This is a genomic window from Lentibacter sp. XHP0401 (assembly GCF_025751535.1).
GTDB lineage: Bacteria > Pseudomonadota > Alphaproteobacteria > Rhodobacterales > Rhodobacteraceae > Lentibacter.
Window position 1 is genome coordinate 282946 of record NZ_JAOWLC010000001.1, and the last position, 25303, is coordinate 308248.

A 25303-nucleotide genomic window follows, 5' to 3' on the forward strand; every position below is an offset into this window, starting at 1 on the left:
AGAGCGCAGCGTTACTCCCTATGTGACTAGCTAAACCTACCCCTCAAAACTGTGAGGCCGACATGTCGCTTAATCCTATTCGCCCGTGGCGCAATATCTATCGCCGCAAGAGCCGCCAGATTATGGTGGGCAATGTGCCTGTAGGAGGTGATGCCCCGATCTCGGTTCAAACGATGACCAATACGCTCACGACCGATGCGCGCGCCACCATTGCGCAGGTGCAGGCGGCGGCGGAGGCAGGGGCCGATATCGTTCGCGTGTCTGTGCCTGACGAAGCCAGTTCCAAAGCGCTCAAAGAGATCGTGCGCGAAAGCCCCGTGCCCATCGTGGCTGATATCCACTTTCACTACAAACGCGGGATTGAAGCCGCCGAAGCGGGCGCGGCTTGTTTGCGGATCAACCCGGGTAATATCGGCGATGAAAAGCGCGTGGCCGAAGTCATCCGCGCCGCCCGCGATCACAACTGCTCGATCCGCATCGGCGTAAACGCAGGCAGCCTAGAGCGCCACTTGCTCGACAAATACGGTGAGCCATGCCCCGATGCCATGGTTGAAAGCGGGCTTGACCACATCAAAATCCTGCAAGACCACGACTTTCACGAATTCAAAATCTCGGTCAAAGCCTCTGATGTTTTCATGGCCGCCGCTGCTTATCAGCAACTCGCCGAAGCCACCGATGCACCCATTCACCTTGGTATCACCGAGGCGGGCGGGCTTACCTCGGGCACGATCAAGTCAGCCATCGGTATGGGCAATCTGCTCTGGATGGGGATCGGTGACACGATCCGCGTGTCGCTCTCCGCAGACCCGATTGAAGAGGTTAAAGTCGGCTACGAAATCCTCAAATCTCTCGGATTGCGCCACCGTGGCGTGAATATCATTTCCTGTCCGTCCTGCGCGCGGCAGGGTTTTGATGTGATCAAAACGGTTGAAGCACTTGAAAAGCGTCTGGAGCACATCAAAACGCCTATGAGCCTTTCGATCATCGGCTGTGTCGTCAATGGACCGGGTGAGGCCCTGATGACAGACGTCGGTTTCACAGGTGGCGGCTCTGGCGCAGGCACAGGCATGGTTTATGTTGCTGGTAAGCAGGACCACAAGCTCGGCAATCAGGATATGGTCGAGCACATCGTCGAGCTGGTCGAAAAGCGCGCTGCCGAAATTGATGCGGCAGAGGCTGACGCCTCTTAGAGCCTGTCCAGGAAACGCTCCAGCACAGGCGCAGGCATCGCGCCGCGCAGCATGAGTTCCGGCAGTACATAAAACGGCAATGTGTCTATCTGCAGTGCATCTCGAAGATCAGGGTTATCTTCGAGAGTCAGCGTGTTAACGCTTAAACCTCGCGCATTGCTTAAAGCGGCCAGCTCAGCCGCAGCGCGCTCACAATCAGGGCAATCCTCACCGACAAAAAGGGCGATACTCTTGTTGGCAAACAGCGCTTCTGCATGGGCGGCAATCAGCTCCAGATCAGAGGCGATATCATCGGCATAGAGTGAGGGGTTGAGCGCGCGCTCGACAATTTCGGGGTGCTCCAGCAAAACGGCACGCACCTCTTCACCAAGCAAAAGGCGCTCTCCGTCAGAGAGCGCCCTCATGTCTGTTTCAGCCAGAGCGGGCGCTGAAAAAGCAACCCAAGCCACAAGAACAAACCGTATCATTCCGAGCGGAGTGCTTCTGCGATCTCCTGCATCTGTGCGAGCGGCATATAGCCGCGCAAAACCTGATCGCCCATCACAAATGTCGGTGTGCCCGAAATCGCCAACCGCTGGCCAAGAGCTCGATTTTCGGCAATCACGGCTGTCACTTCGTCACTCGACATCTTGGCAAGGATCGCATCCCCATCCAGAGAAAGCGAAGAAGCGATCCCTTGCAAAACAGGAATTTCAACACCCGATTTCAGCATGATCAACGCTTCGGAGACCTTCGCGTAGGCTTCATCGCCTTCCACTATTCTGGTCGCAATCGCAAAGCGTGAGGAGACTTCTGAGGCCTCCCCCAGAATCGGGAATTCCTTGACAATGAAACGGATATTCTCGTCAGCAGCGATCAGCTGCGCCACTTCGTCATGGGCCTTTCGGCAATAGCCGCAGCGATAGTCGACAAACTCGACAAGCGTCAGGTCACCCTCGGGGTTGCCGCCGACAAACGAGTTCGGATCGTTAAACAGCGCGTCTGCGTTGGCTTGCACCAGGTCACTGTCATTCTGGGCCTGCGCATCGGCCTGACGCTCTTCAAGAACGGCCACGGCTTCCATGATAACTTCAGGGTTATCAAGCAGATAGGCTCTGATCTCTTGACGAAACGCATCGCGTTCGCCCTCGTTCATATCGGTAAGGTCGAACGCAGCCAAAGGCGTTGTTGCAAGACTTGCTGCAAGGGCGAGGGCAGCTGTGGATTTCATCATTTCTTTCTCCGTGAATTCGATGCGGCTTCGCTTGCTAAGAGCACATCCTGTGCCCTTTGCCAACCGGGAGAACCGCGTTTGAGGAGGCCAAGCGCGCGCTTGGCATGTATGGTGGCATCTTTCGGCCGACCTTGCAGCGCATAGCGCTCCGATGTTAGCAACGAGGCCATGCCGTTGTTGCCAAGTTGGGCATAGGCGCCCCCCAAATCGCGCAGCACCCGCGCATCGCGGCGCTCAAGGTTGGCCGAGCGCTCAAGATGTGGCAATGCGGCTTTCGGACTGCCCGACACAAGAAGGGCGTGGCCATATTGCCCGACAATAAGCGCATCTCGCGGAGCAAGTTTGACGGCGCGCCCGTAGGCTCCGACTGCGGCTTGCATTTGCCGCCGCTCCAGCAGGATCTGTCCGTGAAGCTCGTGTAAATAGGGGTCGCTAGGAGCGGCGCTGACAAGCGTGTTCATCGCGCGCAAAGCCTCGTTGCCCTTGCCCGAGCGGTGCCAGGCAATCGCTTTGCGCATCAGTTCAATGTCTTTGTGTCCGCTCTCGCCTGCGCGGCTGAGAGTCCATTTGGGAGCGCGGTAAAACGCGCCAAGCTTGCCGCGCGCGCGTTCAAACCAGTAATTTGCCGTTTTATCGGGTGCAAAGCGGCCTTTGTATGCGCCGGCTGCCGCTTCCATAGCGCGCAGGCGGTCGCGCGAAAGAGGGTGCGAGCGTGCGTAAGGGTCTTGGCGTCCTGTGCTCAAAAGCTCCTGTCCTGCAAAGATTTTCATCACCTCGACAGAGCCCTGAGGGTCAACACCTGCGCGGGTGAGATAGCGGATAGCTGATTGGTCTGCCGAAGCCTCTTCCGAGCGGGTGTGAGAGAAAAACGAGCGCTGCGCCGAGCTTTGCATACCAATACCGATGGCGGCGCCCGCATCTGCACTGCCCGTGGCCGCCGCAGCTGCTGCTAGCGCCATACCAAAGCCGGCAAGGGTTTGTGCCGCGCGTGCATTGGCCGTGCGCCGAGCGATATGCCCGTTGGCAATATGCGCCGCCTCATGGGCAATGACCGATTGCAACTGTTCAGCCGTGGTAAGCTTGAGAAGTAGGCCCGCGTGAATAAAGATATGGTCCCGGTCGATCACAAAGGCATTGAGTGCGTTGTCATCCACCACCAGCACTTTCATGCGCCCCGCGGGCAGGCCTGCTGCGTTGAGCACGGGCTTTGCCAGCTCTTTAAGGCTGTGCTCGATGTCGGGATCGCGCAGCAGAGAGGCTGCAAGGAGAGGGCCTGCCAACAACAGCAAGAAAGCCGACAGAAGACTGGTTTTCAAAGCGCTGCGCATTGACCTTACCGAATGACCCCGTAGAAAGCGTTCACAGAGACTAGGAGGAAAGTCATGCGGATTTCAAGGCGCGGCACGGTTGATCCCTTTATTGTGATGGACGTGATGGAAGAGGCGCGAGCCGCCGAAGCTGCTGGCCGTTCGATTATTCACATGGAAGTCGGCCAACCTGGCACCGCTGCCCCGAAAGGCGCGCGTGACCAACTGGCGCTGGCCATGGAAGAGTCTCCGCTGGGCTATTCTGTTGCGCTCGGCCTGCCCGCGTTGCGCGCGCGCATTGCGCAGCACTACAAAGACAAGCACGGCGTTACAATCAACCCCGAGCGTGTGATTGTAACCTCCGGTTCCTCCGGCGCGTTTATCCTCGCTTTCACAGCGCTCTTTGACGCAGGTGCACGCGTTGGTCTTGGCGAGCCGGGGTATCCAAGCTACCGCCAGATACTCAAAGCGCTTGATACCGTGCCCGTGGGTCTGCCCACATCTGCCGCAAACCGCTTCCAGCCGGTGCCAAGTGACTTTGCGGGGCAGGGGCTTGATGGTTTGCTCGTTGCCTCGCCCGCCAACCCTTCAGGCACAATGCTCAGCCGCGAAGCGATGCAAGCGCTCATTGATGCCTGCGTCGCTGCAGGCACGAGCTTTATCTCGGATGAAATCTACCAAGGCATCGAATACGAGGGCGAGGCTGTTTCAGCGCTTGAACTCACGGATGACTGCTATGTCATCAACTCGTTTTCCAAGTATTTCTCCATGACAGGCTGGCGTGTCGGCTGGATGGTTGTTCCCGAGGATCATATCCGCCTCATCGAGCGGTTGGCGCAAAACATGTTTATCTGTGCGCCACACGCCAGTCAGGTTGCCGCTCTCGCAGCCTTTGATTGCACCGATGAGCTTGAGGCCAACCTTGAAGTCTACAAAGCCAACCGCGCGATGATGATTGCCGAACTTCCCAAGGCGGGCCTGAGCAATTTCGCCCCGCCTGATGGCGCGTTTTACATCTATGTCGATGTCAGCCACATCACCAATGACAGCCGCGCGCTGGCGTCCGATATTCTTGCCAAAGCGGGCGTTGCCGTGACGCCGGGCATGGATTTTGACCCGGTCCGCGGCCACACAACGCTCAGGCTGTCTTATGCACGCTCCACAAGCGAAATCAGCGATGGCCTTTCGCGCCTCATAGCTTATTTCTCCCAATCGCCGCTTCCCTGAGGGCGGGCTTGCCGCTATAGTCACAGGCAAAAGAAACAGGCACTCATGAGCAGACTTTTCGCAGCGATCACTCTCGGCTTTGCGCTCCTTTGGGGCGGGATTGCGGTTGCACAGTCGCTCTCGGGCCTTGCGCGGGTTGATACCGAGGCAAGCGGGCTGCGGCAAAGCAGGCAAACAGTCACGCTCACACTCGCGCTTAGCCAGCCCGTGCCATACCGCGTCTACACGCTTGATACGCCACAGCGCCTTGTGCTTGATTTTCGCGAAGTTGACTGGTCGGGTGTCACTGAAAAGGCCTTTGGCGAGGCTGCGGCCATGAGGGAGTTGCGCTTTGGCGGTTTCCGGCCGGGATGGTCGCGTATGGTGGCCGAACTGGCCGCGCCCTATGCTCTGGACTCCGCCCAAATGACACGCAACGCCGATACAGGGCAGGCGGAGCTCGTCGTGCGCCTCAAGAAATCAACTCCCGAGGCCTTTGCGGCGCAGTCTGGCCCGCCCAAGGGCGATCTCTGGCCCGAGCCGCTCGCGCCTGCGCCGCCTAAAGCCAATGACCGTGTGCTTGTCGTGCTTGATCCGGGGCATGGCGGTATCGATCCGGGGGCTTCGCGCGACGGACAGACAGAGAAAGACCTCATGCTCACCTTCGCACGTGAAATCGCCGAAGAACTTGGCCGCCTCGGCGCTGTCGATGTGCTGCTCACCCGCACCGATGACAGCTTTGTGTCGCTCGAGCGCCGTGTGGCCATGGCCCATCAGGCAGGGGCCGATCTGTTTATCTCGCTTCATGCCGATGCTTTGGCTGAAGGCCGCGCCCATGGTGCGACGGTTCATACCCTTGCAGATGATGCCACCGATGAGGCCACGGCCCTTCTGGCAGAGCGCCACGACCGCGCCGATCTGCTCTCCGGAACCGATCTCAGCGGACAGGATGACATTGTCGCCGACGTGCTGCTTGATCTGGCCCGTCAGGAAACCGAGCCGCGCACCGAACGCCTCGCCCGTGCCATCATCGGCGGGCTCGAAAGCAAAGGCGCGCCGCTCAACCGCAGGCCATATCGCGCAGCGGCTTTTTCGGTGCTCAAGGCCGCTGATATCCCCTCTGTTTTGCTCGAGATAGGCTTTCTCTCAAGCGACCGTGACTTCACCAATATTATCAATGCAACATGGCGGCGCAGCATGGCCGAAGGGCTGCGCGACGGTATTCAGGCCTGGATTATCGCCGACGAAGCCGTGCGCGGCGTGGTGCGGCAATGAAACGGGAAGAACTGGCGAAAACCGGCCCAAACTCACCGTCAGTTGATTTTGACCTCACCGCGCCGTGGGCGTATAGACAGGGCGCGCGCATCAGGGGAAAAACGTGGTAAGATTCTTGTTCTCGGCACTTGGCGGGCTCTTTAGCCTCGTAACGCTCGGCCTTATGGCCGTGGCGCTCTCTATTGGTGCGGTGTTTTACATCTATGGCCGTGACCTGCCCAGTCATGAAAGCCTGTCGCAATACCAGCCCCCCACGATCAGCCGGATTTACTCGGGCGAGGGGCGTATGCTCGACGAATTCGCCCGCGAACGCCGCCTTTTCACGCCTGCCGCCGAAATTCCCGATCTGATTAAATACGCCTTTATCAGCGCGGAAGACAAAAATTTCTACACCCACCAGGGCTATGACACCCGCGGTATCGCTTCGGCTGCCGTTGATGCACTCAAAGGCGATGGTGTGCGTGGTGCTTCGACAATCACCCAGCAAGTCGTAAAAAACTTTCTGCTTTCGGCCGACCGCCGCGCAGAACGCAAGATCAAGGAAATCATCCTTGCCACGCGGCTTGAGGAGACTCTCGACAAAGAACGCATCCTTGAGCTCTATCTCAACGAGATTTTCCTTGGTCAGAATTCCTTTGGTGTGACAGCCGCATCGCAGGCTTATTTCAACAAAACACTGGGTGAGTTGGCCCCGCATGAGGCCGCGACACTGGCCTCGATGCCCAAAGCCCCGGGCCGCTTTCATCCGGTTCGCAACAAAGCGCGCGTGCTTCAACGCCGTAATTTTGTGCTCAAGGAGATGTATGAGAACGGCTACATCACTGAAGAAGTCTACAAATCAGAACGCGAACTGCCGCTCCGCTCGGTACAAAACGGTGACTTCGAGCCATTCAAAAACGGCCTGCCGCCGCGTGACTACTTCACAGATGAAATCCGCCGCCAGCTTTCCAAGGATTTTGGCGAGGAAGAGTTTTTCACAGGCGGCATGACGGTGCGCGCCACCATCGACCCCGAAATGCAGGACATAGCGGCAACGTCGCTGCAACGCCAGCTTGAGCAGTTTGATCGCGGCATTGGCCGTTGGCGCGGCACGGGCAAGACGATCCCCGAAGAAAGTCTCGGCTCCGAAGCCGAATGGCGCGAAGCACTCTCAGGCACGAATGTGCCACGTGATATCGAGCTCGAAAGCCAGTGGTTCCCTGCTGTGGTGCTCGAAATCGGCGATCAGTCGATGCGTATTGGTATCGAAGGTGTGCTGGAAACAGAGGCGCAGCCCTTCACAGTCCCGCGCGGTGATATATCATGGCTCAGAGGCAGTTTCGCAGACAATTTTAATCGGGGTGATGTGGTGCTCGTGCGCCGGATGACTTCAGGCGATAATGGTGCCGGTGATTTTATCCGCTGGACGCTGCGGCAGGTTCCGCAAGTGCAAGGCGGTTTTATGGCAATGGATGTGAACACAGGCCGCGTGATTGCCATGCAAGGCGGGTTCTCTTACCAGCACTCGGTTTTCAACCGCGCTACCCAAGCGCGTCGTCAGCCGGGTTCGTCGTTCAAGCCTTTCGTCTATGCTTCGGCTCTTGATAGCGGCTACTCCCCCGCCACAATCGTTGTCGATGCCCCGATCGAGATCAACACACCGCAAGGCCTCTGGCGCCCCAAAAACGCTTCCAACACTTACTATGGCCCAACGCCCCTGCGCACAGGCATCGAGCAGTCACGAAACCTGATGACAATCCGCCTCGCACAAGAGGTCGGTATGGATGTCGTTGCCGACTATGCCGAGCGTTTCGGCGTCTATGACCGCATGGGCCGCTTTCTGGCCAACTCACTGGGTTCTGAAGAAACAACGCTCTACAAAATGGTCTCGGCCTACGCCATGTTCGCCAACGGCGGCCAGCGCGTAGAACCAACGCTGATTGACCGCGTGCAAGACCGTTACGGCAAAACCGTTTACCGCCATGACGAACGCCTTTGCCCCGATTGCGCCGATCCGACGATTGCGCGCAGCCAGAGTCCCAGCATCGTAAACAACCGCGAACGCGTGATGAACGCTGTCACCGCCTACCAGCTCACCTCGATGATGACAGGCGTTGTCAGTCGCGGCACAGCGCGCAGATCCGTCAATCTCGGCGTGCCTGTCGCAGGTAAAACAGGCACAACCAATGATTCCAAAGACGTCTGGTTCATAGGCTTCACAAACAACATCGTTGCAGGCTGCTACATCGGCTATGATAATCCGCGCTCCATGGGCTCGGGCGCATCAGGTGGCGGCATGTGCGGCCCGGTGTTCCAACGCTTTATGAGCTCAGCGGTGAAAAAATACGGCGCCGGAAAGTTCCGCGCACCCAAAGAATGCGAGTTCATCAAGATCGACCGCTTCACAGGCGCACGCTTGTCCGACAGCGCCTCTGGCGATCATGTGGTCATTGAATGTTTCCGCGAAGGTCAGGAGATCGACTTCGGCATCATGTTTGATGGCGGCTTTGCTATGGGCGAAAACCTCCCGCTCGTGCGTGAAGAGAGCGCCTCCAAGCAGGTCACCACATCAACAGGCAAAAAAGCCGTTGTCGGCCCCAAAGCGGGCTTTGGCACAATGAGTTCGGGAGGCCTCTACTAAAGAGAGCCGCAGAACGACCCCGCGCTTGCTGCTAACGCTTGCCTGCGGTATCAGTCTGCCCTGAAACACCACCCAAGGAAGACCCATGCGCGCAGAAATCCAGAGCGTTGTTGCCGAAATCGAAAAGTCACTGGACCTTCTGGCCCAGCGGATGGACCGTGAAACAGCGTCCCACAGGCTCGAAGAATTCAACGCCCGTGTGGAAGATCCAACCCTTTGGGATGACCCGGAAAAAGCCCAGAAGCTCATGCGCGAGCGCCAGGCACTTGTCGATGCCATGGACAGCTATGAAAGCATCGCAAGCGATCTTTCCGATAATGTGGAACTGATCGAGCTTGGTGAGATGGAAGAGGACGCCGAAGTCATCACCGAAGCCGAAAACGCCCTCAAGAAGTTGAAGAAAACCGCCGCCGCCAAAGAGCTCGAAGCGCTCCTGAGTGGTGAGGCCGACGCCAACGATACCTTCCTCGAAATCAACTCGGGCGCAGGCGGAACGGAAAGTTGCGATTGGGCCTCTATGCTTGCACGGATGTATGTCCGTTGGGCCGAGAAGAAGGGTTATAAAGTCGAGTTGCAGTCCGAGTCACAGGGCGAAGAGGCGGGCATCAAATCCGCCACTTATAAAATCTCGGGGCACAACGCCTACGGTTGGCTCAAATCCGAGTCCGGCGTGCATCGCCTCGTGCGAATCTCTCCTTTCGATTCCGCAGCCAAGCGTCACACTTCTTTTACTTCCGTTGGTGTCTACCCCGTGGTTGACGATAACATCGAGATTGAGGTCAACCCGGCCGATATCCGCATCGACACCTACCGCTCATCAGGGGCAGGGGGCCAGCACGTCAACACAACCGACTCCGCCGTGCGCATCACCCACGCGCCCACAGGTATCGTTGTGACCAGCTCGGAGAAATCCCAGCACCAGAACCGCGACATCGCCATGAAAGCGCTGAAGTCGCGACTCTATCAAATGGAACTTGACCGCCGGAACGCCGCTGTCAACGAAATGCACGAAAACAAAGGTGACGCAGGCTGGGGCAACCAGATCCGCTCCTACGTTCTGCAACCCTACCAAATGGTCAAAGACCTGCGCACTAACTTTGAAACATCCGACACAAAAGGCGTGCTCGACGGTGATCTTGACGGCCTCATGGCTGCAACGCTCGCGATGGACGTGTCCGGCAAATCCCGCTCAGAAGCGCAGGGCGATATCTAAGCGCAGCCACATCTTCGCGCCGTTATCCCTTTCTTATTGCCTCAAATATCCCGGGGGTGTGGGGGCTGGCCCCCACCTTGGTCCCGTCGTGCGAAGCATGATGGGAAGCTGCTCAATGAGGCTTGCACTCTGCCCAAACCCGCGCCAGCATATGTCTAAGCACAAAAGGGAACACGGCAATGAGCGACATCACCAACATGACAGCCCTCGATCAATCACAAGCCATCGCCGAGGGGCAGCTCAGCGCTGCTGAGCTCATGGAGGCTACGCTCGCCCAGATCGCCAAGACCAACCCGCAAGTCAACGCAATCGTCTCGCTTCGCGAGGCCGATGAGCTTATGAGCGAGGCTCGCGCTGCCGACAATAGCGAGCGCAAAGGCTGGCTTCATGGCATTCCGCTTGCGGTGAAAGACCTCGCCAACGCCAAGGGCCTGCCCACATCCATGGGCAACCCGATGTTCGCCAATATGATAGCGCCGGAAGACGATCTCGTCGTCGCTCGCATGCGCCAAGCAGGGGCCATCATCATCGGCAAAACAAACACGCCCGAGTGGGGCCTTGGCTCACATACGTTCAACCCTGTGCATGGTGCCACGCACAACCCCTATGACCTTTCCCGCAGCGCGGGGGGGTCCTCCGGCGGGGCAGCGGCAGCTCTGGCCTGCCGTATGCTCTCTGTCGCCGATGGCTCCGATATGATGGGTAGCCTGCGCAATCCGGGGGCATGGAACAATGTCTACGGCTTCCGCCCGACATATGGCCGTGTGCCCTCCGAGCCGATGGGCGATAACTTTCTGCACCAGCTTGCAACGCTCGGTCCGATGGCGCGCACGCCCCGCGACATGGCGGCGCTGCTTGATACTCAAGCTGGCGCTGATCCGCGTCAACCGCACGGCGCCAGTTACGATCTGACGCTGCCAAGCATCGATGCGCCGGTCAAAGGGCGTCGCATCGGCTGGCTCGGTGATTGGGGTGGCGCATTCCCCATGGAAGCAAGGCTTATGGAGCATTCAGAAGCCGCCATTCCCGAGCTTGAAGCTCTTGGTCTTACAGTGGAAAAAGTCGCCCCACCGTTTTCGGCCGATGCCATCTGGGAGAGCTGGATCACCCTGCGCTCATGGACCATAGCGGGCGGGCTATCGGTGTTTTACAATGATCCGGCAAAGCGCGATCAGCTCAAGGCGGAAGCGATCTGGGAGATCGAGCGAGGGCTTGCACTGTCCGCGATGGACGTTCACCGCGCCTCTGTCATTCGCTCGGACTGGTTCAAAGCCTGTGCCGGACTGTTTGAACGCTATGACGCGCTCGTGCTGCCCACGACACAGCTCTATCCATTTCCGGTGGAGTGGGTCTACCCGCAAGCGATCGCAGGGCAGGAGATGGATACCTATCACCGCTGGATGCAGATCGTCACACCCATCGGCTTGCTCGGACTGCCCTGCATCAACATTCCACTGGCGACCGGGCAGGCCGGCCTGCCTGCGGGCCTGTCACTCTTCGGCCCACGTGATGGCGATGCGGCGCTCATGCAACTCGGCCAAAGCTGGCATCAGACCTATCACTATTCAGAAACGCGCCCACCGTTGGCGTGATCTGCCTCACATGTTGTCCATACAGTTTGCCCTACAGGTTGCCACATAGTCTGCCACACCCTAAAAGCTGACTAAAACAAACATCTTTGGGATTGTCATCTTTACGCCTTACAGTGGCTCAAAGCGGTCGGGGAGGGCTATATGATCACGAAGGAACAGGGCGCGCCCGAATTGGGCGCTGTCACATTTTCAGACATGAAATCAGCTCTTTGCAAGGGTTGGGCCGATATGCGGCATGCCCCCGTATACGGGCTTGTCGTCGCCTCGATCTGTGTGGCTTTTGGGCTTTTGCTGTTCTGGGTCACGTCGACCACAGGAAAAAGCTACTGGCTCGTCTTCGCCGCCGTGGGCTTCCCTCTCTTCGGCCCCTTCACAGCCGTGGCTCTTTACGAGGTAAGTCACCGGATAGACTATGGAGAACCTCTTGTTTTTTCAGATATTTTCGGCATCGTATTGCATCAGGCAAGGCGGCAACTGCCCTCGCTATGTGCGATTATTCTGATGGTTTTCCTGTTCTGGTTTTTCATCGCTCACATGATTTTTGCGCTCTTTCTCGGGCTGTCGACAATGACCAATGTGTCAAGCTCTCTGGAGGTTTACCTCTCCTCAGACGGCCTCACCATGCTTGCCGTCGGCACCATCATCGGAGCGCTCTTTGCGCTGCTGCTTTTCATGATCACAGTCTTTGCAATGCCAATGCTTTTGGACCGTGAGATCGACTTTGTGACAGCAATGATAACAAGTTTTGCAGCCGTGCAGAACAACCTGATTCCAATGGTCTTTTGGGGAATTCTGATCGCTGGCTTAACCTTCCTGGGGATGGTTCCGGCCTTCCTCGGGCTTTACATTGTGTTACCACTGTTAGGGCATGCTAGCTGGCATCTCTACCGCGCTGCCGAAGCTCGCGCGGAGGCCTAGCGAAAAGGCTGCCCCACACGCATCAGTCGCGCGTGATATCCTGGGAGGTCTTTGGCTGAGCAAAATCCGGATTCGCGGGCTACGGCGCGCGCAGCGCGCCAGTCGCCTTGGATGTGCTCAATGACAAATCGCGCAACCCTGTGTCCCGTAAGGCTTTCTGTGACCGTTCTGGTGGCATAACCCTCCCAGAAGTTGTTGTGAAACGAGGGGACGCGCGCGAGGTAACTGAATGAGCAAGTGGTCGCACCACGGCGCGCTGCCAGTATTACAAGTCCTTGTTCTTGTTTTAGAATAACGCCGCGAAACTCACGGTTATAGGCGCTGATCGGGAGCCCTTGGTCGTTCATGGCCTCGGGCAATTCGTAACCGCGCAAAAAGGCCCGGCCTTCCGAGCGAAAGACAAACATAAGCCCTAGTACGTATAAGTCATCATTCACAAAGCTGGGCCTGCTAAAGCGATAAAAACCGTTGGGCAACTCACTTTCCGACACGGTTTCTACTGTTTTTCCGAGGTAGCTTTTTACGGCGGGATGATTGAACGGGTCTGTTCCGACCGTGCCTATATCATCGACAGGCTCAAGAAGGATGCGGGCATCAACATCAAAGAAAAGGCAAATTCTGTGCAACACATCGGGCCTTGGGAAGCTTTCTGCAGCAAGGTATCGGTTGAACTGGGTTCGGTTAATTCCAAGCTCACGACAGAGGCCCGCAACGGACGGGTAACGGGACGCTAACTTTCTCAGGTTAGCACCGAACACACTCCTGAGTTCCACAGGATTTACTGTTTTGTTTGTTTCTATCGGAATTTGCACAAACCGGGTCTCTAAGCTTTTTATAGGGTCGAATCTGACCTTACGCAGTTTTTTCAGAAAAAGTAATAACCGCAAAGTAGATTTTGATGCGCTCTCGCGTCTCACGTGATGCTAATTAGCGTCTTGCTTGGGGTGTGGAGTCACAATTTGAAACCGTGCGACACTCATTGGAGAGTGGCGCTTCCTCCGTTTATAATTAAAATTTTATTAATAGCGGATTTAAAGGGGGTGAAGATTTTGATGTACGGTGTCGTTCTCTGGAGCAATCACAACGAACGCAAAGCAGTAATATGGTGCGAAGATCATGGTGATCTTGCTTATTACGGCGGGAGCGCTTCGTCTGTCTTTGACGGCTATTCTCTCGATGCTGGAGATCTGGTGCAGTTTCAGCTCCAAGAGGGCGCACCCATGCGGCTTGCTCGAAATCCGGAGTTGGTATCCGAACAATACGCACCTGCACTCGCCGAGCGCTTGAAAGCTGCTATTGTTCCTGGTGCAGGGGAAGCAAAGCAACCAATCTCAAGCAACAAGAACAGTAGCAATATTCTTGTTTTTCCAAGCCTTCGCTCGGCCTGAAAAAGCGAGCCCTATGACCCGCCGCCAATATTAGGCGACGACTTTTCCACGAGCTAAGGCCGCAACACCTGTGCGCGCGACTTCGGTCAATCCCAGAGGCCGCATCAACTCGCTGAAGGCATAAATTTTTTCCGGTGTGCCCGTAATCTCAAAGACAAAGCTCTCAAGTGTGCTGTCTACAACACTGGCCCGGAAGATGTCGGCCAAGCGCATGGCTTCAACGCGTTTGTCGCCGATCCCCTCAACTTTCAACAGCGCCAATTCTCGCTCAACAGACGGGCCCTCAACGGTCAGGTCATGGACTTCATGCACTGGTACAATCCGGCCAAGTTGCGCTTTGATTTGTTCAATCACTTGCGGTGTGCCGGTGGTCACAATCGTGATCCGTGAGCGATGTCCAGCGCGGTCAATCTCGGCCACTGTCAGGCTTTCGATGTTGTATCCACGGCCTGAAAACAACCCGATGACGCGTGCCAGAACACCTGCTTCGTTATCGACAATAACCGCGAGTGTATGCGACTCCACGTGGTCACTAAAGGTCGGACGTAGGTTGTAGGCCGAGTGCTTGTTCGAGCCTTTTTTAATTTTGAGAGCGGACATAGGGCTTCCTTCCTTCGCTACAGTCTGGGGTGGCTCAGACGAGCACAGCGCCGCTGCTGCCGATTGCGTCTTTGGTCTGGGCTTCACCGAGCAGCATCTTGTTGTGTGGTTCGCCCGAGGGGATCATCGGGAAGCAGTTTTCATGCTTGGTCACGAGGCAATCAAAGATAACCGGCCCATCATAGGCGATCATTTCCTTGATAGCTTCATCAAGATCATCCGGATCATCAACGCGAATGCCTTTGGCACCAAAAGCTTCGGCCAGTTTTACAAAGTCAGGCAGAGCTTCACTCCAAGAGTGCGAATAGCGCTCACCATGCAGAAGTTCCTGCCACTGGCGCACCATACCAAGGCGCTCGTTGTTGAGAATAAACTGTTTCACAGGCAGGCGATACTGGATTGCAGTGCCCATTTCTTGCATGTTCATCAGCCAACTGGCCTCGCCTGCCACGTTGATAACGAGGCTGTCAGGATGCGCCATTTGCACCCCGATAGAAGCAGGGAAGCCATAACCCATGGTTCCAAGGCCGCCTGATGTCATCCAGCGGTTCGGGTCTTCAAAGCCAAGATATTGTGCAGCCCACATCTGGTGCTGGCCTACCTCGGTGCAAACATAGCGGTCGCGGCCTTTTGTGAGCGCTTCAAGGCGGGCAAGGGCGTGTTGCGGTTTGATAACCTTGCCTTTTTGTTCAAACTTGAGACAGTTAACCTTGCGCCAGTCTTCAAGCTTCGCCCACCATTTCTGTAGGCCTTGCTTGTTTGTTTTGCGCCCGCGAGCTTTCCAAACCTTTAACACATCTTCAAGAACATGCCCCACGTCGCCAACAATAGGAATGTCGACGCGAATGACTTTGTTGATGGAAGAGGGGTCGATATCAATATGGGCTTTTTGCGAATTCGGGCTGAAGGCATCAAGGCGGCCTGTGATGCGGTCATCAAAGCGCGCACCGATATTGATCATCAGATCGCAGCCATGCATTGCCATGTTGGCCTCGTAGAGCCCGTGCATACCGAGCATCCCCAACCAGTTTTTACCGGACGCGGGGTAAGCCCCAAGGCCCATCAGAGTGGAGGTGACGGGGAAATCTGTTCCGTCGACAAGCTCGCGCAGAAGCTGGCTTGCAGCGGGCCCCGAGTTGATCACGCCGCCACCTGTATAAAATATAGGGCGTTCCGCGTTCTCAATGGCTTCAACAAGCTCTTCGATCGATGCCATATCTCCCTTAACGGGCGGTTGGTAGCGGCTCACTTTGACTTTTTGCTTGGGCGTATAATCAGCTGCGGCAAACTGCACGTCCTTGGGAATATCAACAAGCACAGGGCCGGGACGGCCGGTTGTGGCCACATGGAAGGCTTCATGGATTGTCGCCGAAAGCGAGGCAGTGTCTTGCACGAGCCAGTTATGCTTGGTGCAGGGGCGCGTGATGCCAACGGTATCAGCTTCCTGAAAGGCGTCCGTGCCGATCATGAATGTCGGAACCTGACCTGTCAGAACAACAATTGGAATGGAATCGAGCAGTGCGTCTGTGAGGCCTGTCACAGCGTTCGTGGCGCCCGGGCCGGAAGTCACAAGCACAACACCGGGTTTTCCTGTCGAACGCGCGTAGCCTTCTGCGGCGTGAACAGCGCCTTGCTCGTGGCGGACAAGCACGTGGCGGATACCGTTTTGTTGGAACACTTCGTCATAGATCGGGAGCACAGCTCCGCCTGGGTAGCCGAAGATGACCTCCACGCCCTGATCCTTCAGGCATTCTACGATCATCTTTGCTCCGGTCATTTGACGTGACATTTCCAAGCTCCATTCCAAACTTCGTTTTACACATAAAAAAGCCCCCGATTTTCGGGGGCGCATGGGGTTACCTCAGGGTGTCCGTTACCGGCCCATGCGCCTTTTTCTCACAATGACCACTAGCTTCAACATGCCGAGTGCCTTTTTGCTGCGTTTGCGAGACATTAGATTCGTGAAACAGGGGCGTCAACCGCCAAAACATGAATAATCGAACCTTGAGGGCATGTTTTTTGTTCAAAAGTTGCGTAAAGACAGGAGGTTTTGACAGAAAACCAAAAGAGATATGGCGCGATTCCAAGGAATCGCGCCATTAAAGCTCTATTTGGTTGTGCCTTTAGCCGCCATGTTTCTTGATCAGGCCTTTCGCGCGCTCGACAAGAGCTGCTCCGTCAATACCCTTGCTATCCATCTCTACGATCCAGCGATCAATGACAGGCTGGGCCTTTTCTTTCCAGCGGGCCACTTCGGCATCATCCAAAGTTATGATCGCGTTGCCTGCAGCTTCGGCAATATCACGGCCGGGTTTGTCGTAGTCATACATGACCTGAGCGGCAAACTCCGATAACTTCTGGCCGGATTCATTGTCGATTGCGGCACGTACGTCATCGGGCAGGCCTTCGTACTTGGCCTTGTTCATAACCATGACAATCGTCGCAGTGTAGAGAGCTTCCTTGCTGCCAAACTCGGTATGATGGGTTACAAGCTGTGACAGCTTGATCGCCGGCGTGACTTCCCATGGAATGACTGTTCCGTTGATCACGTTTTTGGAAAGCGCTTCCGGAATAGCGGGCAGGGGCATACCTACGGGTGTTGTTCCCAGTTCTTTCAAGAGATCGTTGATGATGCGGGTCGGGCCGCGCATCTTTTTGCCTTCCATATCCTCAAGCTTGGTGACGCCAGTGTCCGTGTGCACCACTCCTGGCCCATGCACCCAAGCGCCGAGCACTTTCACATCTTTATATTCCCCCGCCTGAAGGTCGGTTTCCACAAGCTCCTGAAAGGCCTTCGAGGTTGCAACCGGATCCGTCATCATGAACGGGAGCTCAAAAACCTCTGTCTGAGGGTAGCGCCCTGGCGTGTAGCCAACGACAACCATGATAATATCCGCAACACCATCAATGGCATGATCCATAAGTTCCGGTGGTTTTCCACCGAGCGACATTGCGTCATAGTGCTCGATTTTGAGTTTTCCGCCTGCAGCATCTTCCACCCGCGTAGCCCAAGGTTTCAGGATGTGCTTGGGAACCGTGGCCGGCGGCGGCAGAAACTGGTGCAGACGTAGAGTGATTTCCTGTGCATTCGCGGGGGCGACCCCTAGGCTGGCGGCTACAGTCAAGGCTGCCAGCGCCGATACAAGCGTTCTTCTTTTCATTTTGGTTTTCTCCCTGTTAACGCGTTTTTGATTTAGTTGAGTGTGACAGGCAGGCTCATTGGCCCCCGAAAGCCGAAGCCCCAGAACTTTACAGCTTCGGTCTTGGCTAATGTCATGTTAGGAAAGTGCTCAAACAGCATCGGTAGCAAAATCTGTGCGAGCATTCGCCGAGCAATATGTGTTCCCTGACAAAAATGCGGCCCGTTTCCAAAGGCCTGATGCGGTGCTTTCGCGCGGAAAATGTTGTAACGTTCAGGAGCATCGTAGATGTCTTCGTCATGGCAAGCCGAGGCTTGAGATGTCATCACCACCGTGCCTTTCGAGATTGGAAGGCCCCGAATTTCAGTGTCTTGTGTTACCAGCCGCGAACTTACCTGAATGGGCGCAACCCACCTGACAGCCTCCTCAAACGCTTCATTCCAAAGCGCACCTTCTTTGCATGCTTCAAGCTGTTCAGGGTCGGTCAGAAGACCATAAAGAATGGTCAAAAGTGCATCGCGTGGCTCGTTGATCCCACCTCCGATTGCGATTTTGATGTTGGAATATATCTGCGACATCGGAATTGGGTTCTCTGCATTGACCATGGCGGAGAGGGCAGAAGCATCGGGAGATGCACGCACTCGTTCGGCGCATTTTGCGAAAAGCCTATCCATCTCGGCATTGGCTGCATCGGATTTTTCAAAAGGCTCGGGCAACCCCGCAAAATTTCCGGCACCGTCAATTAATGTCTGGCTCCAGCGGATCATGTCTTCATCGCTGGCTTCGGTGATGCCGAGAAGATGGGTGAGGCAACGCGCAGCAAACGGAGCCGCCAACTCTGTAAACAGGTCGACAGTATCCCCACGATTCAGGCGGGTGATGTAGTCCTCCGCCACAGATGTGTATATGGGCTGCCAGCAGTTTTTGATCACCTTCGGGCTAAAAGCAGGAGCCATAGCCCCGCGCTCTCGGGCGTGTTCTTCACCATCTTTACGCATTAGGGTGTGTGCCAGAAAAGCACGTTTCATAGGCGTGAACGGGTCGTCAGAGGAGAACATCTCCCAGTTGTCTTTCACATATTTCGTATCGGCTGCTTTGGTCAGAAGAATGCGGTTAAGAACAGGAACCTGAACAACGGGCGCTTCTGAGCGCAGACGTTTGTAGATGGCATAAGGATTGCTGTGCAGGTCATTGATCTGGATGCTGTCATCAACAGGGACAGCGCGGTTCAATGTGGTAGGCATAGTGCGCGTCTCCTCCAAGCGTGCTCTAGACGTTGAGCCTAGTGAGAGTATCAATATTGATCAATCCGATGGATTTGATAGTCTCGATCAAACTATTTGATGGGAGAGAGACGTTTTGGATGTCTATTCGCTAGATTTTGCGGCCTTTCGAGTTTTGCAAAGGGTTTACGCACACAACTCCTTCTCTCGTGCCGCGGAAAGCCTTGGCATTGGCCAGTCGAGTATCAGTTATACCGTGTCACGGTTGCGCAGTGCTTTTGATGATCCGTTGTTCTTACGGCAAGGCAGCGGAATCGTGGCGACAGCACGCTGTAGCGAAATTGTTGCACGCATAATTCCAATGCTTGAAGAATACGAAGTCCTCGTTGCACCCAAGGTTTTTAACCCTGCCTTGGCACAGCTTGAGATGACGGTTTCTTGTAATTTTTATGAGCGCATCACCATCTTGCCGGAGCTTGCACGTATGCTGCGGGTTCAAGCCCCCGGAATCAGGCTTAATGTCATTCCTTCACAGGTGCGAGGGCGAGAGCAGCTCAAGCGTGGTGAATGCGACATGCTGATTGGGCCGATCAGGCTTGAGGAGCCCGGATATTATCGGCGCACACTGTTTTCGGACAGCTATGTTTGTATCATGGACCCGTCAAACCCGGTGGCACAGAGCGGCCTGACAGGTGATGTCTTTAGAAACGTGCCTCAGGTGGTGGTAAATTACGGGGGCTCTTTCAGGTCTGGTTTTCTTGTCGAAATGGATAGGCAGGGGGGCACTCCAAATACGGTGATCGAAGTGCCGAGTCCTGCAAACCTCCCGCAAATTTTGCATAACACAGATATGATCGCGACTGTGCCACGGCAAACAGCTCTACATTTTGGCGATGATGTCGCGATTGTCGAGTGCCCGCTCCATGCTGCAGTCAAAATTGAGTTGCAATGGGCCCCGCGTACTCATGAATCTGCCGCGCATGTCTGGCTGAGGCAGCAAATCGCCGATGCCGCAGCGCGCCATTTAAGTGGTCAAAGCCACTAGCGTTTTGGGCGATGGGCGGGAAGGTCGGGGAGCGAGATGTTGGCCACCTGCTCTGCAATCGGGGCGGTTGATAGCGGGTGCGTTTCAACTTCGTGTATAGCCGGATTGCCAATCGGGGACCATTCGTTTTGTTTGTAAATTTCGAGCGCTGAAAACTTGGCTTTGTACCCCATTTTCGGGCTGCCAGGAACCCAATAACCGAGATAGACATAAGGCAAGTTTCCCGAGCGCGCGATATCGACATGATCGAGGATCAGATAGGTTCCGAGTGAGTCCTGAGCACGGTCCGGGTCAAAAAAGGAGTAAACCATAGACAGGCCGTCTTGCAGAACATCTGTCAGGCTAACGGCGACCAGTGCTTTGGTGTCACGGTCAACATACTCGATCACACGAGAGCGGATTGGTGTTTCCTCAATCATCGCCGCGAATTCGAAGACATCCATATCTGCCATGCCACCGTCGGCATGCCTGCTATCAAGGTATCGGCGGAATAGGTCGTATTGTTCCTCGGTTGCCCAAGGGGAGGTGACACGGCGTTCTAGATTGGCATTTTTCTTGATGACCCGCTTTTGGCTTTTGGATGGGGCAAAGTCATTGGCAACGATGCGGGCAGACAGACAAGCTGCACAATCTGCACAGGACGGGCGGTAAAGCACGTTTTGAGAGCGCCGAAATCCTTGCTTTGAAAGCCCGTCATTCAGCTGTGCCGCGTTATCCCCTTGAAGCGCTGTAAACAGTTTACGCTCCATACGACCCTCAAGGTATGGGCAGGGTTGCGGCGCCGTCACATAGAATTGGGGCGCAAGTGGCAAAGTGTGTCGCATTTACCAGTGTCCTGTTTGTTCCGAGTAAACGATAACAACGAGTTGAAAGTTCGCCAAGAATTGAATCAGTTTAGTCTTAATCAGTGAAGTGATGAGAACCTCCTATGAAGCCTGATATGAAGCCCGAGAGCGCAAAAGGCGTTGTTGCCATGTGTATTGCCTGCCTCATTTGGGGGTTCTCCCCTCTGTATTACAAGCTTTTGGCGCATATCCCGCCACTTGAGATACTTGCACACAGAACAATCTGGTCATTTTTGATATTTTCAGTTCTCCTACTGGCGCAAAGACGAATTTCAGTTTTACTAAGGCTTTTCGCTACATCGACCAACCTGATGATTGTTGGGCTGGCAGCACTTATGATCTCGGCAAACTGGTTTGCCTTCATTTATTCAATTCAAGTTGGCCACGCCGTAGAGGCGGCACTTGGATATTATATTTTTCCGCTTGTGGCAGTGTTACTTGGCAGGGTTGTATTTAGTGAACGGCTAAGACCTGCCCAATGGGCTGCGGTGGCACTGGCAGCGCTTGCCGTGTCATTGCTCACCTACGGTTTGGGCGTCGCGCCGTGGATATCACTTTTTGTTGCCGTGACGTTCGGACTCTATGGCGTCGTCAAGAAACGCCTGACTGCTGGCCCAGTTGTCTCGGTGACGGGGGAAGTTGCCTTGCTTTTTCCTGTGGCACTGGCTGTGCTTGTCATTTTGCATGCCAAAGGAGAAGGACATTTCGGAACAGCGGCTTGGGAGAACGGGATGCTTGTTTTTTCGGGGATACTCACGGCAACGCCGCTCATGCTCTTTTCATACGCGACACAACGTAACCGGCTTTCAACGATCGGATTGTTGCAATACATCAACCCAACCGCGCAGTTTTTCTGTGCGGTTGTCATTTTTGGAGAGCCGTTTGGTTTCTGGCACGCTATGGCCTTTGGCCTAATCTGGGCAGGGTTGACGCTCTATTCAGTGTCTAGTTTCACTCAGGATAGAGCTTCGCGCAGATAGTCTGTAGCTGATTTCACATCGGGTTGACAAATAAAGAGGGCTTTGAGGCTTGGATCCGCAAATCCATTTTCTACAACATGCTCTATAAGGTTGAGGAGGGGCTGCCAGTAGCCATCTACATTCAGTAGAATAATAGGCTTTGAATGAAGCTCGAGCTGTGCCCATGTCAGAACTTCAAAAAACTCGTCAAGCGAGCCCGCGCCGCCCGGTAAAACAACAATTGCATTGGCGTTCATGAACATGACCTTTTTGCGCTCATGCATGTTTTCGGTCACGACAAAGCGGCTGAGATCTCTTTTGCCGACTTCTTTCTGCATCAGATGTGTCGGAATTACACCGAAGGTTTCCCCACCTGCGCTTTGGCAGCTGCGAGCGACGCGGCCCATCAGCCCGATATCACCAGCGCCGTAAACCAGCTGCCATTCCTCGGTTGCAATCGCCTTACCGAGGTCTTCAGCGGCAGAAGCGTAATTCGGATTCACCCCGTCACGTGAGCCGCAATAGACACAGATAGAACGTTTTTGCACAGGTGCACCTCGCTTTTGATCACATCTTTTGACCCGTCATAACCAAGTTGCTATGCTCCCTCAAGCCGTGCGTCAGCGGAGCCAATGCAGTGGAACGTCCATGAGCAAATTTTCGAGTTTTATCACGACCAACGCAAGTGCTCTTGTCGCTTTGGGGGCAACTGTTCTCGTGCTTGCGGGGGGCGGTATGTACTTTAAGCGCAGCCTTACAAATACTGGGAGTGAGAGCGCTGCGCAATCTCCTGTAGAGTTTTCATCTGATGAGAATGTATCGGACGCAACTGACACTACGGTCCAAAGCGAGGCTCAAAAAGCGCGCGCACCAAAGTTTGATGTGGCTCGGGTCGAGCCGAACGGGCAGGCTCTTATTGCGGGCTCGGCACTTCCTGGTGAAGTTGTCGAAGTTTTGCTTGATGGTATTGTGATTGCAGAGGTGACGGCAGGTACAACGGGAGAGTTTGCTGCATTTGCCGAACTCCCCCAAAGCAAAGAGGCTCGTGTCCTGAGTTTGCGAGGAAAGTCGGGCGATCAAGACAGCCTGAACACTGTTATTGTTGCGCCTGTTTCCGCCGTAGCTCTAGAAGCCACTAGTGAAGCGACTGAAGGCGAGCCACAAGGCTCACCAGAGATGCCAGCACAAGCTATTCTCATGGCCAGCGATGAAGGTGTTGAACTGGTGCAGCCTGTTTCGCCTGTTGTGATGAGCCAGGTTGCACTGGATGCGATCAGCTACTCGGAGAGTGGTGATGTGCAGTTGGCCGGCCGCGCGTCCAATGACGGGTTTATAAGGGTTTATCTCGATAACAAGCCAGTGACGACTGAGCGTATTTTGAAAGACGGGAACTGGCGCACGGAACTGCCAAATGTCGACTCGGGAATTTATACCCTGCGTGTCGATGAAGTGGATGCTTCGGGGCAGGTGCAAAGCCGTGTTGAAACGCCGTTCAAAAGGGAAGAGCCAGCAATGCTCACTTCTGGTTCTGAAGTGAAGTTGGTGACGGTGCAACCCGGATCAACGCTTTGGGCGATTGCACGGGAACGTTACGGGCAGGGTGAACTCTACTTTCAGCTGTATGAGGCCAATAAAGACCAGATACGCGATCCTGACCTAATCTACCCGGGACAGGTGTTTGATATTCCTGGCTGAGTGCGTCTGGCCTTTGTCGACAAAGCCGCCTAAACCTGCGCTTTGAAGTTTCAAGGGCAAATTTTGCATGAGCACGAACATACAAGAGCAAGAGCGCAAATCTGGCTGGCGCACTATAAAACGTGTGTTGCCCGCCCTTTGGCCAGAAGGTGAGACATGGGTGAAGCGCCGTGTCGTCATTGCGATGCTGGCGCTTTTGCTTTCCAAGCTCATCGCCGTCTATACGCCGATTATTTACCGTGACGCAGTAAATGCACTCTCTGGGGAGGGTGTTTCGAATCTGATGCTGGGTGCTGTGGGCCTTACTGTGGCTTACGGAATGGCGCGTATTTTCTCAAACGGGTTTCAACAGCTACGCGATGCTGTTTTTGCCGCCGTGGCCCAGCGGGCGTTGCGCAAGCTGGCTCTTGAAACGTTTACACATATCCACAAGCTTTCGATGCGTTACCATATCACCCGCAAAACAGGCGGGTTGAGCCGTATCATTGAACGTGGTGTAAAAGGCGTCGAGTTTCTCCTGCGCTTTTTGCTCTTCTCGGTTGGGCCGCTTATTCTCGAGCTGGCATTGGTCGCAGGGATATTCTTTTTTCTCTTTGATGTCTGGTATCTGGCTGCAGTTGTTGTCACGATCGGGCTTTATGTCTGGTTTACGTTTACAGTGACTGAGTGGCGCGTGAAGCTGCGTCGAGAGATGAACGACCGCGACACAGACGCTAACCAGAAAGCTGTCGACAGTCTGCTTAATTTTGAAACTGTAAAATATTTCGGTGCAGAGGGTCGGGAAGCAGCGCGCTATGATGCTGCGATGGAGGGCTATGAAAGTGCTGCGATCAAGACTGCATCGTCCCTTGCATTTCTTAATTTTGGTCAAACATTCATCATTACCTGTGGTTTGATTTCAGTAATGACTATGGCCGCAAAAGGCGTGCAAAGCGGCGCTCTGACGGTGGGCGATTTTGTGATGGTTAATGCTTACATGATCCAGATCACGATGCCGTTGAATTTTCTCGGAACTGTCTATCGTGAAATTCGCCAAAGCCTTGTGGATATGGGGGAAATGTTCAACTTGCTTGGTCAACCTGCGGAGATTGAAGACAGGCAGGGGGCGGGGCCGATAAAGGTTACGGGCGGTAAGGTTGCCTTTGATCAAGTATACTTTGGTTACGACACGGAGCGGCCAATCTTGAAAGGTGTTAGCCTGAGCGTTGATGCGGGCGAAACGATCGCTATTGTCGGGCCTTCCGGCTCGGGGAAGTCGACAATCGGGCGTTTGCTTTTCCGCTTTTATGATGTTTCGGGAGGGTCGGTGACGATTGATAGCCAAGATGTGCGCGATGTTACGCAAGAAAGCTTGCATCGGATCATTGGTGTCGTCCCGCAGGACACTGTGCTCTTCAACGATACAATTCGCTATAACATTGCCTATGGCCGCGATGGAGCAAGTGAAGACGAGATTATAGACGCCGCAAAAGCAGCGCAAATACACGACTTTATCTCGGCCTTGCCTGACGGGTATGAAACAACAGTCGGCGAGCGCGGTCTCAAGCTTTCGGGTGGAGAAAAACAACGCGTTGGTATTGCGCGCACGCTCCTGAAGGACCCGCCTGTTCTTCTGCTGGATGAGGCGACATCGGCACTCGATACGGAAACCGAACGGGAAATCCAGTCGGCTCTGAGGCGTGCAGGCGAGGGCAGAACCGTTATAACCATCGCTCATCGCCTTTCGACAATCGCTGATGCAGATAGCATTATCGTGTTGGAAGATGGAGTGGTTGCGGAACAAGGGACCCATGAGGAATTGCTCAAGCTGAAAGGGCGCTATGCAAGCTTATGGATGCGGCAGGTCACCGAAGAGGATGCCGCATAAGGAACGA

Annotated in this window: 22 protein-coding genes; 12 read left to right on the forward strand and 10 right to left on the reverse strand. The window is 55.1% G+C overall.

The genetic code is table 11. The features are described 5' to 3' along the window. Positions 1 to 62 precede the first annotated feature (62 nt). Positions 63 to 1190, forward strand: a complete 1128-nt coding sequence (gene ispG, locus OE750_RS01500; protein WP_263760630.1) for a flavodoxin-dependent (E)-4-hydroxy-3-methylbut-2-enyl-diphosphate synthase — start codon at positions 63 to 65, stop codon at positions 1188 to 1190. Here ispG and OE750_RS01505 read toward each other — a convergent pair. The 3 genes from OE750_RS01505 to OE750_RS01515 are packed head-to-tail and all read right to left on the reverse strand — an operon-like array spanning position 1187 to position 3683. Then, complete coding sequence (locus tag OE750_RS01505; protein ID WP_263760632.1) at positions 1187 to 1657, reverse strand: disulfide bond formation protein DsbA; 471 nt, start codon at positions 1655 to 1657, stop codon at positions 1187 to 1189. The two genes, ispG and OE750_RS01505, sit on opposite strands and share 4 nt — an antisense overlap. Further along, positions 1654 to 2403: a DsbA family protein gene (locus OE750_RS01510; RefSeq protein ID WP_263760634.1), complete on the reverse strand. Its 750-nt coding sequence runs from the start codon at positions 2401 to 2403 to the stop codon at positions 1654 to 1656. The genes OE750_RS01505 and OE750_RS01510 overlap by 4 nt, the downstream gene beginning before the upstream one ends. Beyond that, a complete protein-coding gene (locus OE750_RS01515; protein WP_263760636.1) occupies positions 2400 to 3683 on the reverse strand; it encodes a M48 family metalloprotease in 1284 nt (427 codons plus the stop codon). Before OE750_RS01515 ends, OE750_RS01510 begins: the two co-directional genes overlap by 4 nt. A 102-nt stretch (positions 3684 to 3785) precedes the next feature. Between OE750_RS01515 and OE750_RS01520 the strand changes: the two genes are divergently transcribed. The 6 genes from OE750_RS01520 to OE750_RS01545 all read left to right on the forward strand — a co-directional run bounded on the left by OE750_RS01520 (position 3786) and on the right by OE750_RS01545 (position 12534). Then, positions 3786 to 4937: a pyridoxal phosphate-dependent aminotransferase gene (locus OE750_RS01520; protein ID WP_263760638.1), complete on the forward strand. Its 1152-nt coding sequence runs from the start codon at positions 3786 to 3788 to the stop codon at positions 4935 to 4937. 45 nt (positions 4938 to 4982) lie between these two features. Then, positions 4983 to 6191 carry an N-acetylmuramoyl-L-alanine amidase gene (locus tag OE750_RS01525; protein ID WP_263760640.1) on the forward strand — a complete coding sequence of 403 codons (1209 nt, stop codon included), beginning with the start codon at positions 4983 to 4985 and terminating at the stop codon, positions 6189 to 6191. Between the two features lie 103 nt (positions 6192 to 6294). Further along, entirely contained in the window at positions 6295 to 8811 is a 2517-nt protein-coding gene (locus tag OE750_RS01530) for a penicillin-binding protein 1A (RefSeq protein ID WP_263760642.1), read from the forward strand. 85 nt (positions 8812 to 8896) lie between these two features. Then, positions 8897 to 10024: a peptide chain release factor 2 gene (gene prfB, locus OE750_RS01535; protein WP_263760644.1), complete on the forward strand. Its 1128-nt coding sequence runs from the start codon at positions 8897 to 8899 to the stop codon at positions 10022 to 10024. Between the two features lie 179 nt (positions 10025 to 10203). Next, entirely contained in the window at positions 10204 to 11616 is a 1413-nt protein-coding gene (locus tag OE750_RS01540) for an amidase (RefSeq protein ID WP_263760646.1), read from the forward strand. Positions 11617 to 11757: 141 nt separating this feature from the next. Continuing rightward, positions 11758 to 12534: a DUF2189 domain-containing protein gene (locus OE750_RS01545; protein WP_263760648.1), complete on the forward strand. Its 777-nt coding sequence runs from the start codon at positions 11758 to 11760 to the stop codon at positions 12532 to 12534. On the opposite strand, the gene OE750_RS01550 is transcribed toward OE750_RS01545, so the two are convergent. Next, positions 12531 to 13451, reverse strand: a complete 921-nt coding sequence (locus tag OE750_RS01550; RefSeq protein WP_263760650.1) for a helix-turn-helix domain-containing protein — start codon at positions 13449 to 13451, stop codon at positions 12531 to 12533. The genes OE750_RS01545 and OE750_RS01550 overlap by 4 nt on opposite strands. Positions 13452 to 13520: 69 nt before the next feature. Between OE750_RS01550 and OE750_RS01555 the strand changes: the two genes are divergently transcribed. Beyond that, positions 13521 to 13922: a hypothetical protein gene (locus tag OE750_RS01555; RefSeq protein ID WP_263760652.1), complete on the forward strand. Its 402-nt coding sequence runs from the start codon at positions 13521 to 13523 to the stop codon at positions 13920 to 13922. A 30-nt stretch (positions 13923 to 13952) separates the two neighbouring features. Here the strand turns inward: OE750_RS01555 and ilvN are convergent, their stop codons facing one another. The 4 genes from ilvN to OE750_RS01575 form a co-directional block, all read right to left on the reverse strand. After that, positions 13953 to 14522, reverse strand: a complete 570-nt coding sequence (ilvN, locus tag OE750_RS01560; protein WP_263760654.1) for an acetolactate synthase small subunit — start codon at positions 14520 to 14522, stop codon at positions 13953 to 13955. A gap of 34 nt (positions 14523 to 14556) precedes the next feature. After that, positions 14557 to 16311 (reverse strand): acetolactate synthase 3 large subunit, encoded by a 1755-nt coding sequence (locus tag OE750_RS01565; RefSeq protein WP_263760656.1) that lies wholly within the window; start codon positions 16309 to 16311, stop codon positions 14557 to 14559. Between the two features lie 334 nt (positions 16312 to 16645). Further along, complete coding sequence (locus OE750_RS01570; protein WP_263760658.1) at positions 16646 to 17683, reverse strand: TRAP transporter substrate-binding protein; 1038 nt, start codon at positions 17681 to 17683, stop codon at positions 16646 to 16648. A 32-nt stretch (positions 17684 to 17715) separates the two neighbouring features. After that, complete coding sequence (locus OE750_RS01575; protein WP_263760660.1) at positions 17716 to 18906, reverse strand: cytochrome P450; 1191 nt, start codon at positions 18904 to 18906, stop codon at positions 17716 to 17718. A gap of 154 nt (positions 18907 to 19060) precedes the next feature. On the opposite strand from OE750_RS01575, the gene OE750_RS01580 reads away from it, so the two are divergent. Continuing rightward, positions 19061 to 19930: a LysR family transcriptional regulator gene (locus OE750_RS01580; RefSeq protein WP_263761190.1), complete on the forward strand. Its 870-nt coding sequence runs from the start codon at positions 19061 to 19063 to the stop codon at positions 19928 to 19930. Here the strand turns inward: OE750_RS01580 and OE750_RS01585 are convergent. Next, positions 19927 to 20754, reverse strand: a complete 828-nt coding sequence (locus OE750_RS01585) for an arginyltransferase (protein WP_263760662.1) — start codon at positions 20752 to 20754, stop codon at positions 19927 to 19929. The genes OE750_RS01580 and OE750_RS01585 overlap by 4 nt on opposite strands. Positions 20755 to 20870: 116 nt before the next feature. Between OE750_RS01585 and rarD the strand changes: the two genes are divergently transcribed. Further along, entirely contained in the window at positions 20871 to 21755 is an 885-nt protein-coding gene (gene rarD, locus OE750_RS01590) for an EamA family transporter RarD (protein ID WP_263761192.1), read from the forward strand. Here the strand turns inward: rarD and OE750_RS01595 are convergent. After that, positions 21731 to 22282: a TIGR00730 family Rossman fold protein gene (locus tag OE750_RS01595; protein WP_263760663.1), complete on the reverse strand. Its 552-nt coding sequence runs from the start codon at positions 22280 to 22282 to the stop codon at positions 21731 to 21733. The genes rarD and OE750_RS01595 overlap by 25 nt on opposite strands. Before the next feature lie 100 nt (positions 22283 to 22382). Between OE750_RS01595 and OE750_RS01600 the strand changes: the two genes are divergently transcribed. Beyond that, positions 22383 to 23429 carry a LysM peptidoglycan-binding domain-containing protein gene (locus OE750_RS01600; protein ID WP_263760665.1) on the forward strand — a complete coding sequence of 349 codons (1047 nt, stop codon included), beginning with the start codon at positions 22383 to 22385 and terminating at the stop codon, positions 23427 to 23429. Between the two features lie 67 nt (positions 23430 to 23496). Beyond that, positions 23497 to 25296 carry an ABCB family ABC transporter ATP-binding protein/permease gene (locus OE750_RS01605; protein ID WP_263760667.1) on the forward strand — a complete coding sequence of 600 codons (1800 nt, stop codon included), beginning with the start codon at positions 23497 to 23499 and terminating at the stop codon, positions 25294 to 25296. Positions 25297 to 25303: the final 7 nt, after the last annotated feature.